Below are 13,136 nucleotides of genomic sequence, written 5' to 3'. Positions count from 1 at the left end.
GGCATCAATCAAGCTGGGCGGTGGATCGTTACGATTGGAGTAATGGTTCATCAGCAAACGCGGGATTGGGACCCACCGAGATCAAATGTGGGAGCTGGCTTGCCTGCGATGGCATCACCGCGGTGTACCCGGAAGACCGAGTTGCCTGCATCGCAGGCAAGCCAGCTCCCACATTTTGATCGGTGGTGCTGGCGAGAGTCCCAAAAAGGGAACGATGGGTCCCTTTTTGGGAACGATCAAGTTTAGGCGGCGGAAGTGGGGGCGACCTGCTCCAGTGCCTGATCCACCAACAACTGCCCCAACTCACTCATCTGTTGAATGGCCAGCACCACGCCGCGCTGCGAGCCTTCCAATTCAAAGGCCAGGTTGGAGGTCAGGGCGTTGAGTGAGGCAAAGGTTTCAGAGGCGTTGGCCAGCAAGGCTTCAGTGGACTGAGAGGGAGAGACGGTAAAAAGTGAGGATGAAGCAGACGTCGGAAAGTAATGATCCATGGCACGCTCGGCGGCAGCCTGGAGTTTGCGGCGTTCGATTTCGGCGTTGTGGGGCGGATTGGGGGTAGGTTTGAACATGATGAAACTCCTAAACAGATGAGTAAGGAGCGCCACCGTTCGCTTGCACGCGAATGAGGGTGGCGACCGTGCGCAGGTGTGCAAGACCGGGCCTGTTTAGGACACCCAGCAGGTCCGAAGACCTCCTGCGCGCAGCCGCCATAAAGCAGCGAGCACAAAAAACGCCCGTTGGATGGCTGGGCGTTTGTACGCCTAAACAGTTTCGTCGGACTTGCACGTCCGTGTCACCGTTTTTTGCGATGACGGACGAAGACTAGGCGCGATCGCAGGGCACAACAAGTTCATGCACAGCGCGAGAAGTTGCAGGAAAAATCCGAAGGTAAATCACAAGCTGATTGTTCCTACGAACTTTTCGGGTTGTTGCTCGGAACCGCCCTCTCTAGCCTTTTCGCTCCGAATCACGTCCCGACGGAGCGTTATGAATCTGACATCCAAACCCGACACAAGGCCATTGCAGAGCGTGATGTATCACATCACAATCTCGCCATGATCGTTAGCTGGAAACATAAAGGCCTCAGGGTCTTTTTTGAGACTGGTTCTACCAAAGGTATCAACGCAGACCATGCAAAACGCTTGCGTCGTGTATTGCTGGTTCTGAATAGAGCCAAACACCGTGATGAACTGGACCTGCCCGGCTGGCGGTTTCATCGATTGAAAGGCGATCTGATCGACTACTGGTCCGTCAGTATCAGCGGTAACTGGCGCATTATTTTCCGGATGTTCAACGACCAGGTAGAACTGGTCGATTATCTGGACTACCACTGAGTAAAGGCATCGATATGGACATGCATAACCCTCCCCACCCCGGTGAAATCCTGCTTGAGGACGTGATCCCGGCCTTAGGCATCACCATTACTGAAATGGCACGGCGCCTTGGCTTCGCCAGAGAGACATTCTCTCGAATCCTCCACGGGCATGCGCCGATCAGCCCAGACCTTGCCGTAAGGCTTGAACGAGCAGGTATTAGCAAAGCTCGTTTGTGGCTATCGATGCAAAGTGCCTATGACCTATGGCAAGCAGAGCATCGGGAGCAACCGAAAATCGAGCGGTTTGCACGGATTGACTGACGGTTACACTCAGGCCAACCCCGCCTCCACCAACAACGCCTCCAACCCCATCAAATCCGGCACCTTCGCCACATGCTCCCCCACCTGCACCGCCGCCAGTTCCAGCGGGCACAACGGCACATCCACATAACTCAACTGGCTATCGAGCTTGTACGAGCGCGGAATCCCCTGGATCACCAACGCAATAAACTTCAACGTCGGCCGTCCTCCAAGGGTGTTCAGCACCACAATCCGCGCCCGTTCCCCCACCACGCCCGACTCGCCACACGCGGCCTCAAAGCTGATCAACGGCAACTGCCGATCCCGCCACGTCACCTGCCGCAAATACCACGGCGGCGCATCACTGGCAGGCTCGCCGCGCTGGAAGTCGATCAACTCGGCCACGGCGACGTTGGGCAATAACAGGTGGCGGTCAGCCAATGGCAGCAGCAAGCCGGTGAGTTGGGTAGCGCGGTGATCAAGCACGGGACTTGCTCCAATACGCGATGCTTTCCAGCAGCACCGACTCTTGATAAGGCTTGCCGAGGTAGTCGTTGACGCCAATGGCCATGGCGCGGTCGCGGTGTTTTTGCCCGGTGCGGGAGGTGATCATGATGATGGGCATGCGCATCAGCCGTGGGTCGTCGCGCACCTGGATGGCCACTTCGAAGCCGTCCATGCGCGGCATTTCGATGTCGAGCAGCATCAGGTCCGGGGTGTGTTCTTCCAGCACGGCCATGGCGTCGATGCCGTCCTTGGCGGTGAGCACGTTCATGCCGTTGCGCTCCAGCAACCGGCTGGTGACTTTGCGTACGGTGACCGAGTCGTCCACCACCAACACCAGCAGCGGGCGCTTTTTCAGCGGGTCGTTGAGGATCAACGGTGCGTCGGCCGCCTGGGCCGGCAACGCCGGTGGCCGCGCGCGGATGTGCGCCAGCAGGTCGATGATCAGCACCACGCGACCATCGCCGAGGATGGTGGCGCCGGACAGCCTCTTCACCCCGGCAAACTGCGGCCCCAGGCCCTTGACCACGATCTCTCGCGTGCCGGCCATGGCGTCCACTTGCACCGCCACGCGCCGCTCGTTGCATTGCACCAGCAGCACCGGCAGCGGTTGATACTGGCCGAGCAAATTCGGGCGGCCGACGGTGTGCAGCAGGTCGCCGAGGTAGAACAGTTCGTAGCGCTGGCCGGCGTATTCGTAGCGCGGCGGGTCTTGCTGATAGTGCCCTTCCAGCTCATGGGGCATGACCCGCACCAGGCCTTCGATGGTGTTCAGCGGGATCGCGTATTGATCGTCCGCACACTGCACCATCATCGCCCGGTTGACCGACACGGTGAACGGCAGTCGGATGCGAAAGTGCACGCCCTCCCCCGGCGTCGAGTCGATGACCATCGAACCGCCCAGTTGGCGCACTTCTTCATGCACCACGTCCATGCCGACGCCACGCCCGGAAATCTGGGTGATTTTTTCGGCGGTGGAAAACCCCGGTTGCAGGATGAACTGCAACACGTCGCGGTCGCTGATCTCCAGGTTGGGGTCAAGCAAGCCACGCTTGATCGCCTTGCGTCGCACGGCTTCCAGTGGCACGCCGGCGCCGTCGTCACGCATGTCGAAAACGATGTCGCCGCCTTCGTGGGTCAGGTCCAGGGTGATGCGGCCTTTTTCCGGCTTGCCCGCCAACAGACGCGCCTCGCGGGATTCCAGGCCATGGTCGACGGCGTTGCGCAGCATGTGTTCCAGGGGCGCGACCATGCGTTCCAGCACGTTGCGGTCCATCTCGCCTTCGGCGTTGCCGACGATGAACTCCACGTCCTTGCCCAGCTCGCCCGCCACTTGCCGCACGATGCGCTTGAGGCGCGGCAGCATGCGTTCGAAGGGCACCATGCGCGTGCGCATCAGGCCTTCCTGCAGTTCGGTGTTGATGCGCGCCTGTTGCTGCAGCAGGTTGTGGGCATCCTGGTTGCGCCGCTCAAGGGTTTCCTTGAGGTCGAGCAAGTCCGAGGCCGATTCGAACAAGGCCCGGGACAGCTGTTGCAGCTGGGAATGGCGGTCCATTTCCAGCGGGTCGAATTCTTCGTAGCCCAGGCGCTCGGCCTCGGCCTGCTGGCGGCTGAGGATGCGGCCCTGGGTTTCGGTGTCGAGCCGGCGCAGTTGGTCGCGCATGCGCTCGATGGTGGTTTCCACCTCATTGAGGGCGACACGTGCATCGTTGACCTGCTGTTCGATACGCCCACGGAAGATCGAGGTTTCACCCGCCAGGTTGACCAGGTCATCCAGCAAGTCGGCTGATATTTTCACCATGTCGGCGGCCGGATCGCTGGCCAGCGCGGCCTCGGTTTTGGTCGCCGCCAACGCCACTGGCGCGGCGCTCACTTCAGCCGGATGCACCAGGCTTTTGATCCGCTCGATCAGCAGGTCCACCGAGCCCACCGGCAGCCCCGCCGCCACCGCATCAATCATCTGCGCCAGGCGGTCGTGGCAACCTTGCAGCAGTGCGAACAGTTCAGCCGAAGGCGCCAGCAACCCGGCCGACAGGCCTTCGTAGAGAAATTCCAGTTCATGGGCCAGGTCGCCAATCGGGCCGATCTCGACCATGCGCGCGCCGCCCTTGAGGGTGTGCAGGTCCCGCAGCAGGGTCTCGACTTCCTGGCGATTTTTCGGCTCGGCCTGCCAGCGCAACAGCGCGGCGCCGGAGCTGTCGAGGATGTCGGCGGCTTCCTCGAGGAAGATATCCAGCAGCTCGGGATCAGTGCCCGGCGTCTCGACCTCGACTGCCGCTGCAGGTGCGGCTGGCCCGGTGCCGTGGCGCAATTCACGCAAGCGGCTGATCAGCTCGGACGAGTCGCTCAGCGGTTGCTGGTGTTGCAACTGCTCAAGCAGCAGCGCCAGTCGCTCATGACTGGCCATCAGCACGTTCCCCAGTTCGCTGGAGTAGCTGTAGCGCCGGTCTACCAAGCCTTCGTAAAGGTTTTCCAACTCAAGGGCCAGATCGCCCACCGCGCCGATTTCAGCCATGCGCGCGCCACCCTTGAGGGTGTGCAGATCCCGCTGCAACGACGACAGCGGCGCGGCGTTATCCGGGTCTAGCAGCCAGCGCTTGAGGGACTGGCCGGCGCTGTCGAGGATGTCTACTGCTTCCTCAAGGAAGATCTCGACAATCTCGTCATCCACCGCAAAGCCCTGGTCCAGCTTCGCCGTGGCGGCGCCCAGTTCGGAGATGCTCAGCGCGCGGCTGCCGTCGGTTTTGATCAGGCCGGTGGCAGACGGGTCGAGGCCTTCATCCAGCAGTTCGCGCAAGGCTCGCACCCGGGCGGGGGCGGCGCTGATTTCCTGGCCGGCGGCCAGTTGGTCGAGCATGTTGATCAAGGCTTCGTGGGCCTGTTCGGCCTCGTGGAAGAAGCGCTCGCTGACCGCCAGGCTGCTTTCTTCCACCGCGCCGTAGAGGTCGAGCAAGGCTTCGCACAGTTCATCCATCGGGTGCAGGTCGGCCAGGTGCGCGCCTTCGCCGAGGGTGGTCAGTTCGTCCAGCAGCGCACTCAGTTCCTGGCGCTCACCGGGGTGCTGTTGCCAGCGGCGCAGCAGGCTTTCGGCATCCAGCAGGATGTCCATGCCCTGGGCCAGGAAGTTGGCGATCAACTGCGGGTCGCGCTTGATGCGCAGGCCAGTGTTGGGTGCATTCAGCAGGGCTTCAAGCTGGCTGTTCAGCAAGGTTTGCGTGCGTTCGATCAACCCGGCCGCGCCATTGATGGGCGCGTGGGGATCGCTGTCCAGCTGGCGCACGCCGCGCTGGAACAGTGCCTCGGCCTCCAGCAGCAATTCGATTTCATCCAGGTCCAGCGGCAGGCGGTGGGCCTTGTATTCGCGGGTCAGGTGGTCCAGCGGCCGCACCAGCTCGGCGATGGGCAACACGCCGGCCATGTAGGCGCTGCCCTTGAGGGTGTGCAGCGCGCGTTGCAGTTCATCGCTGACTTGCAGCGGCAGGTGCTCGGCGGCCTGCTGCAGGAAATGGTTGAGGCTGTCGAGGTGGCTCTGGGCTTCGTTGCGGAAGATCTCCAGCAACTGAGGGTCGAGGGCCGTGGCCGACGGTTCTACACCACTGGCCAAGGCGTGAGCCCGGGCGGCCAACTCGTCTACGTCATCGCGCTGGCGCTGGGCATCGGCGGCGAAATCGGTGATCAGCTCCGGCAGTAGTTCCAGCACGTCATCCAGCACTGCTTGCACCTCCGGGCCCGGTGCGACGCTGCGCTCCAGCACACGGTTGAGCAGGTTTTCCACGGCCCAGGCCAGCTCCGCCAACACCAAAGCGCGGACCATGCGGCCACTGCCTTTCAAGGTGTGGAAGGCGCGGCGCATTTCGCTCAGGGTGGCCTTGTCTTCCAGGCTAGCGGTGCCTGCGGGCACGTAGCGGTGCAGCACGTCGAGGACTTCGGCGGTTTCTTCGAGGAAGACTTCACGCAGTTCGTCGTCGATGCCCTCTTCGTCAGCAGGCGGTGGCAGCAAGCTGCCAGGGCGTTGCAGGGCCGGAGGGTTGAGGCGTGAGGTAGGGCTGGCCAGCGCGTCCGCGAGAAACGGGGTTTGCTCCGAAGGCGAGTCGTCCTGGGCAAGCAGTGCCTGGCGCCAGGGTTTTTCGGCCGGCAGATAGCCCAGCGCTGCGAGGCCTTCGGCGGCGACTTCCAGCACACGCTCGCCCGGGGCGTCGTGGTCCTGGAGCATCCGCTCCAGGTAGTATTCGAGGCTGGTGAGCACATCGGCAAAATGCTCAAGCTGCGCCTCGGAAGGCGCGGCCTCGCCGACCATCAGTTGCTCGTTGACGTAGTCATTGCAGCCGCGCATCAGGCTCGCCGCACGGGGCAGCGGAATCATCGCCAGGGCGCCGCGCACCTGGGTCAGCAACTCGGGCAGCGACTCCAGGCGCTGGCGGTCCCAGTGGGCCTCGATGCAGTCGATCACCAGCTCTTTGGCCTGGGTCAGGCACTGACAGGATTCACGGATCACCAGGTGGTGGATCTGCGTCAGGTCGGTGGTGGGCAGGCGGCTTTCTTCGCGGCGTTCCGGCTCGACCGTGCCGACCATCCCGGCCAGCGTGGCCTCGACGTAGAGCAACGCACCGGCGACGTCCATCAGCACCGCGTCGTTGGGCTCGCGCTGCCCCTGGGCCAGGCCGAGCACCACCGCCAATTGGTCGATGATCACTTTGCGCGGCTGGCCAAAACCCAATACCGCCAGGGTGTCGGCGATCTGGCGCAACGGCGCCAGCAAGGCCTCAAGGTCTGAGGCGTGTTGACGGTCGCTGCGCACGAACAGGTCCAGGCGTTCCTTGACCCGCACCAGTTCCTCGCACAACGCGCCCAGCACCGAGCCCATGGCGTCGCGGTCCGGGCCGGCCAGGCGGGCGCGTTCGGCGTCCACTACGGCGCTGTCGGGCAGGGCTTCATCGAGGCCATAACGTTCTTTCAAACTTTGCATCCGTGGGGTCGGTCGGGTGACTTTGGCGACGTAGAACAACAGGCTCTTGAGCAACTCGTCCGGGGCCGGGGTGTTGATCCCACTGATGCCCTGGTGCAGCAGGCGCTTGAGTTCCTTGTCGCTGGCCTTGAGCAAGCTGCGCAACGCCGGGCTGTTGGCGACCACGCCGATCAGCATGCCTTCCACCAGCGCCGAGGTCACCTGCCACAACGGTAACAGCGGCGCACCATGGCACAGGGCTTCGAGGCGGGCGAACACCCGCGCCATGTCTTCCAGGTTGCTGGGGCCGTGGTCTTCGCGCAGCAAACCGACCAACGCCTGTTGCAGCATCTGCCGCCATTGGCGCAGCAGCCCGGGGAAATCCTGCGGCGTGCGCTGGGCCAGTGCCTCTTCGGGCAGCGGCGGGATCACCAGCAGTTGCGGGCTGAACAGGCTGGTCTCGGAGAGCAGGCTTTCGCCGCGCACGCTGCGCAGGTCGTTGAGCAGCGGCAGCACCACCAAGGGCAAATCGCGTCGGGCGCTGTGCACACGGTCGAGGTACAGCGGCAGTTGGCCGAGGCCCTGTTGCAGCAGGCGAATGCCTTCATCGTGTTGGCTGACGCGCGCGCCTTGCAGGGCGAGGGCCAGTTGTTCCATTTCTTCAGCGAACAGGGCCGCGCCGTAGAACTCGACCATCAGCAGGCTGCCGTGGACTTGATGAATGCATTCCAGGCACTGGCCGATGGCCTCGCGGGTGCCGTCTTCCACATAGGCGTCCAGCGCCGAACGGGCCTGTTTCAGGGTTTCGGCAATCTCGCCCTTGACCCATTCGAGGGCCACGTAGTCGTGCCGATCAACCATAACTGCTCCCGCCTGAATTCATTTGTCGCTTTGTGAATGACGATTCCAAGCACAATGGAAATCGAATGTGGGAGCTGGCTTGCCTGCGATGGCGGTGCATCAGTTTGCATCTTCGGCACTGACACACCGCTATCGCAGGCAAGCCAGCTCCCACAGGGGTTCGGTGGTGCTTGGCAGATAGTATTTCACTCATCCACCTGCTTCGCCGCCGGCAAGGTGAACCCCGACACCGAACGCCGCAACTGACTGGCCATTTTCGCCAGGTTGCCGATGCTCTCGGCCGTGGCTGTGGAGCCTGACGAAGTCTGGGTGGTGATCTGCTGAATCACGTTCATCGTCAGGGAAATCTGCCCCGCCGACGACGTCTGTTGCTGTGCCGCGTTGGAAATGCTCTGGATCAGCGCCGCCAGGGTTTTCGACACGCCTTCGATCTCTTCCAGCGCCACCCCGGCGTCCTGGGCCAGCCGCGCACCGCGCACCACTTCGGTGGTGGTCTGTTCCATGGAAATCACGGCTTCGTTGGTGTCGGTCTGGATCGCTCGCACCAGGGTCTCGATCTGCCGGGTCGCTGCCGAAGAGCGCTCGGCCAACCGCTGCACCTCATCGGCCACCACCGCAAAACCACGCCCGGCATCACCGGCCATGCTCGCCTGGATCGCAGCGTTGAGGGCGAGGATGTTGGTCTGCTCGGCGATGTCGTCGATCAGGCTGACGATGTCGCCAATCTCCTGGGACGATTCCCCCAGGCGCTTGATGCGCTTGGCGGTGTCCTGGATCTGTTCGCGGATGTTGTCCATGCCGTGAATGGTGTTGTGCACCACCTCGTTGCCCTTGTTGGCGATCTCCACCGAGCGCTCGGCCACGGCCGAAGATTCGGCAGCGTTGGCCGAGACCTGGTCGATGGACTGGGCCATCTGGTTGATCGCCGTGGAGGCTTCGGCAATCTGCTGTGCCTGATGCTCCGACGCTTGGGCCAGGTGCATGGCGGTGGCCTGGGTGTCCTGCACCGCGCCCGCCACCTGGCCGGCGGTGAGGTTGATGGTGGCCACCAGGTCGCGCAGTTGGTCCACGGAATAGTTGATGGAGTCGGCGATGGTGCCGGTAAAGTCTTCGGTGACCGAGGCGGTGACGGTCAGGTCGCCGTCGGCCAGGTCTTCGATTTCGTCCAGCAGGCGCATGATCGCGTTCTGGTTGCGCTCGTTCTTCTCGGCGGTTTCCCGCAACTGGCGGTTGGTTTCGCGGACCATCACCAGGCCGATCAGGATGATCGAGGCCAGCGCCAGCAAGCCCAGCACGTAGCCGCCGATGGTGTCGAAGGTGCGCCCGTCTGCCAGGTTTTCAAAACCGGTGGCCAGGTGCGAGGCTTCGTCCAGCAGGGTTTGCGACAGGTTGAAGATATTGCTCGCCGAAGCCCGCACCTGGAACAGCTGCGGCGAGGTTTCGAGGATTTCATCCACCGAACCCGAAACGAATTCGAACAGCTCGGAAATTTCCGCCAAACGGGCGCGGGCGTCGTGGTCTTCAACCTGGCTGATGCGCAGCCCGGGATTGCCGTTGAGCATGCCGCTGAGCACCACGCCGAAACGGTTGGCATCGCGGCCAAAGGCATCGGCGGCCTGCACGGCGGTCTCGTCGCCCGCCAGCACGGTGTTCACCGCCCCCAGGATACGTTCAGCCAGCAACGATTGGCGCTGGGCCAACGCCACCTGGCTGGCCGGTGCGCCGCGTTGCAGGAGGATATCGACGACCTTTTCCGATTCCATCTGCAGCTGCGGAACGGTTTCCGCCAGGGTCGCAGCCACTTGATGCAGCGACAGCACCGTTTGCTCGCTGGCCAGAATCGCATCGGCGTTTTTCAGCAGGGCTTCCCAGTCGGTCTGCACCGCACGCATTTCTGCACGCACGGCGGTGGGTGCGGCGGGCAGGCCGGTGGCCGGGTCGCCTTTTTTCAGGTAACCCCAGCGCTGGGCAAAATCGTTGCGCGCATCCCCCAGCAGCTTGAACGCAGCGGCCTTGCCGGCGGCGGCCTCGGTGGCGTTCTTGGCGATGCGCTGGGACAGCACCCGCAGCTCACCGGCGTGGCCGATGTACTGTTTGTCGTAGGTGGACTGGGTGTTGAGGTACGCGAAGTTGGCGAACAGCAGCATGATGAACACGATCAGCGCGATAAACAGCACGATGATCTGCGAGCGGCTGCGGGACGCCTCCTGAGGTTTGACCGGGGTAACGGTACTCATGCGGCTACATCCATGAAGCCTGGAGCCTGGGCCAGGGCGAAGGGGCTGAAGACCTGCCACAGCTGGTCGCCGTCAAACTGGCCCTGGATAAACGGCGCGCCGGCCACGGTGCTCGTGTGCAGTGCGTCTTGTGCGAAATGCTGCATGCCCACCACCTCGTCCACCAACAGGCCGACAAACACGTCCTGATATTCCACCACCAGCACCCGCCGTTGTTTGCGCGCCACCGACCGCTCAAGGCCGAGGAAAGCGCCCAGGTCCATCACCGGCAACAAGCGCCCGCGCAGGTTGGCCACGCCCTTGACCCACGGCTTGACCCCGGGCATCACGGTGCAGCGTGGTTCGTGCAGCACTTCGGCGACTTCACCCATGGGCGCCACGTACCACTGCTCGCCCAAGCGAAAGCCGATACCGCTCCAGCTGTGCAGCCGGGTTTCCTGGGACGGCAGGTCGGCGGCCAGCAAGCGGCAGCGGCGGTCGATGTCCAGCAGCAGCTCGAAGGCGGTTTGCGACTCGGTCATGGGAACGTGCCGTCAGCCGGCCAGCACCTTGTTCAGGGTGGCGATCAGCGTCTCTTCATCTACCGGCTTGGTCAGGTAATCCTTGGCGCCCTGGCGTTCGCCCCAGATCTTGTCGGTTTCCTGATCCTTGGTGGTGATGATGATCACCGGGATGTGCCCGGTTTCAGGGTCCTTGGTCAACTGGCGGGTAGCCTGAAAACCATTGAGCCCGGGCATGACGATGTCCATCAGGACCGCGTCGGGCTTTTCCTGGCGGGCCAGCGCGACGCCATCGCCGCCGTTCTGGGCCTTGAGGACTTCGTGACCGTGCTTTTCGAGCATTTCGGTCAGTTTGTACATTTCAGTCGGCGAATCGTCGACGATCAGAACACGTGCCATGGTTTTCCCCACTTCTTTAGTAGACGCAAGCCCTCGTGGGGCCCCCGTCAGTGTGCTTGTTCTACTGCAGCGAAGCCCGGCACATAGGCCTTGATCGCGCTCAGCAGTTCTTCCTTGCTGAAAGGCTTGGTCAAAAACTGATCAGAACCGACGATACGCCCCTTGGCCTTGTCGAACAGACCATCCTTGGACGACAGCATGATCACCGGGGTCGACTTGAACGCCGGGTTGTTCTTCACCAGCGCGCAGGTCTGATAGCCATCCAGGCGCGGCATCATGATGTCGACAAAGATAATGTGCGGGTGATGGTCAACAATCTTGGCCAGGGCATCGAAACCGTCGATGGCCGTGATGACATCGCACCCTACGTTCTTCAACAGTGTTTCGGCCGTGCGGCGAATCGTTTTCGAATCGTCGATCACCATCACTTTCAAGGCGTTGGAATGCTGTTCCATATCTGCTCTACCATCGCCACAGCGAATAGGTTTTCGGTGTGTACTGCCTGATGTTGCACAGGATGAGCGCCAGAAGCCTTGGAATTCAAGGGCTGATACGCCATGGCAGCCTTTTTAGCACAGTCTGGGGAAAAAGCATCGTTGGGGAGGTAGTCAAAATAGGCTGGTGGCTCTTGATAACCCTCCCCCGACGCATCAGCGATACTGATGATGCTGCTGGTCGAAAGATGCTCAGGGATTACAGCGCCGGTATAGCGAGGGTTCGAGGTGGTGAGCAAGGAGAGTGTCCGATTTTTTGGTGATTTTATCAGTCCATTCTGCTATCCAAAGAAAACTCCAGGCCATCGATATCAGCGTGCGCTCCACATACCGCTAATCCCAATGCTGTCGGATCAATTCCACTTGAGTAAATCTTGAGCGAACTGTCATTCTTTCTTATCACAACGTCTCCAAACTCTGTTTTATACACAAGCGCCTCACTCACATAATTCATCTGAAATGTAAAAGAACACACATGCTGTGCCGCCTGCGTACTATTCAAACTTACAAGATAGCGCTGACCATTGGGCTGTATATCCAGAACGTCACGAAACTTTTCAGAACAAGAAGCCCCACTACCAGGATCAGTGCACAAATCACTGTCTCTTGAGTAATGCCCGCCCCATAAGTACTTTGACGACTTGTCCCTCCCCACTACCTCCAGAGTCGCCCCGTGAACCTCCAACATTAAAAAAAAAGTAACTATTGGCAGAGCACAACTTTTAAGCAGCTTCAATTCAACCCCCCACTCATTAAATACCGCGCTCTATTCCTACCATTCTCATATTGCGCTAATTCCGGCGTATTTCGTATATATTGCGCCAACACACCGCGATTGTTTGCAAAGACATATGGTAACTGCCTATCCCAGAGACTGCCTTGCTGATAGGTCAGGTCGACAGCGACATCTCTAACAAGCCCATCAAGCTGTTCCCATGGCACAGAGTTTGACGCCATAGCGGAGCTATACCTTTTTTGAGCTGCCACTTCATATCGCGGGTAGATCACCTCTTCAAATAAGACGCGTTGCGCCTCCAGTGAAATAACTCCAAAACCCAATTTATTTGTATATACAAAATCACGAGCGACCTGACCAGACAGCCCAGCCCCACGAGAAAAGTTCTCCGCTGAGTTTGACTCAACACCTGCTGCAATCAAGTCATCATAGACCGCACTACTCGTCCTGTGACGCATATCATAACCACGTCCTAACGTCACACCAGAGGCCCCTCCCGGCCAATGTAAACTTCGGCTAAAATAAGGACTATTCAAAATATCATTCCCCTCTGCATCAAAGGTAACTTGGCCTTGCCTCACGGCCAGATAGTTCTCCCGCCGAAATACATAAAAATGCCCTACTATCCCCACCGGATGAAAGTGATACACCTTCCCGTAAGGAGGCAACCCCACTTTCTCAGCCACCTCCCCCCACCAACTCAACGCCTGGATCCGCTCTTTCTCCGCCAACCAATTCAAATGCGGAGTCGAACCACTGTGGCCCAAGATCTCATCCAAAATGTCCCAACGTTGTGGCCGGTGCCATTCGCTTTCGCAATGCACAATCAACTGCGAAATTGACTG

The 13,136-nt window shown here is 60.9% G+C and carries 12 protein-coding genes; 2 read left to right on the top strand and 10 right to left on the bottom strand.

The genetic code is table 11. The features are described 5' to 3' along the window. Positions 1-242: 242 nt before the first annotated feature. Positions 243-569 (bottom strand): DUF6124 family protein, encoded by a 327-nt coding sequence (locus HX875_RS10400; protein WP_177043121.1) that lies wholly within the window; start codon positions 567-569, stop codon positions 243-245. Positions 570-1,055: 486 nt separating this feature from the next. Here HX875_RS10400 and HX875_RS10395 point away from each other — a divergent pair, with 486 nt between their 5' ends. Then, positions 1,056-1,334, top strand: a complete 279-nt coding sequence (locus tag HX875_RS10395; protein WP_177043275.1) for a type II toxin-antitoxin system RelE/ParE family toxin — start codon at positions 1,056-1,058, stop codon at positions 1,332-1,334. 14 nt (positions 1,335-1,348) lie between these two features. Beyond that, positions 1,349-1,636 (top strand): HigA family addiction module antitoxin, encoded by a 288-nt coding sequence (locus HX875_RS10390; protein WP_177043120.1) that lies wholly within the window; start codon positions 1,349-1,351, stop codon positions 1,634-1,636. Positions 1,637-1,645: 9 nt separating this feature from the next. On the opposite strand, the gene HX875_RS10385 is transcribed toward HX875_RS10390, so the two are convergent. The 9 genes from HX875_RS10385 to HX875_RS10345 form a co-directional block, all read right to left on the bottom strand. Then, positions 1,646-2,101, bottom strand: coding sequence for a chemotaxis protein CheW (locus tag HX875_RS10385; protein ID WP_088425480.1), 456 nt, complete (start codon positions 2,099-2,101; stop codon positions 1,646-1,648). Further along, positions 2,094-7,925, bottom strand: a complete 5,832-nt coding sequence (locus HX875_RS10380; RefSeq protein ID WP_177043119.1) for an Hpt domain-containing protein — start codon at positions 7,923-7,925, stop codon at positions 2,094-2,096. The genes HX875_RS10385 and HX875_RS10380 overlap by 8 nt, the downstream gene beginning before the upstream one ends. Before the next feature lie 185 nt (positions 7,926-8,110). Continuing rightward, the gene (locus tag HX875_RS10375; RefSeq protein ID WP_177043118.1) at positions 8,111-10,162 is read right to left on the bottom strand and encodes a methyl-accepting chemotaxis protein; all 2,052 of its coding nucleotides are present in this window, start codon (positions 10,160-10,162) and stop codon (positions 8,111-8,113) included. Then, the gene (locus HX875_RS10370; protein WP_177043117.1) at positions 10,159-10,683 is read right to left on the bottom strand and encodes a chemotaxis protein CheW; all 525 of its coding nucleotides are present in this window, start codon (positions 10,681-10,683) and stop codon (positions 10,159-10,161) included. The genes HX875_RS10375 and HX875_RS10370 overlap by 4 nt, the downstream gene beginning before the upstream one ends. 12 nt (positions 10,684-10,695) lie before the next feature. Further along, positions 10,696-11,061 carry a twitching motility response regulator PilH gene (gene pilH, locus HX875_RS10365; RefSeq protein WP_017476512.1) on the bottom strand — a complete coding sequence of 122 codons (366 nt, stop codon included), beginning with the start codon at positions 11,059-11,061 and terminating at the stop codon, positions 10,696-10,698. Positions 11,062-11,108: 47 nt separating this feature from the next. Further along, the gene (gene pilG, locus HX875_RS10360; RefSeq protein WP_010167670.1) at positions 11,109-11,516 is read right to left on the bottom strand and encodes a twitching motility response regulator PilG; all 408 of its coding nucleotides are present in this window, start codon (positions 11,514-11,516) and stop codon (positions 11,109-11,111) included. Then, positions 11,492-11,794 carry a hypothetical protein gene (locus tag HX875_RS10355; protein ID WP_177043116.1) on the bottom strand — a complete coding sequence of 101 codons (303 nt, stop codon included), beginning with the start codon at positions 11,792-11,794 and terminating at the stop codon, positions 11,492-11,494. Before HX875_RS10355 ends, pilG begins: the two co-directional genes overlap by 25 nt. Positions 11,795-11,823: 29 nt before the next feature. Next, positions 11,824-12,291 (bottom strand): hypothetical protein, encoded by a 468-nt coding sequence (locus HX875_RS10350; RefSeq protein WP_177043115.1) that lies wholly within the window; start codon positions 12,289-12,291, stop codon positions 11,824-11,826. Next, positions 12,288-13,136, bottom strand: an 849-nt coding sequence (locus HX875_RS10345; RefSeq protein WP_256348085.1) for a pesticin C-terminus-like muramidase, incomplete at its 5' end; no start/stop codon positions are given. The genes HX875_RS10350 and HX875_RS10345, both read right to left, overlap by 4 nt.

It is taken from the genome of Pseudomonas yamanorum (genome assembly GCF_013386765.1).
In the GTDB taxonomy this organism is placed as follows: domain Bacteria; phylum Pseudomonadota; class Gammaproteobacteria; order Pseudomonadales; family Pseudomonadaceae; genus Aquipseudomonas; species Aquipseudomonas yamanorum_A.
This window is presented reverse-complemented; position numbering and strand designations above follow the sequence as displayed.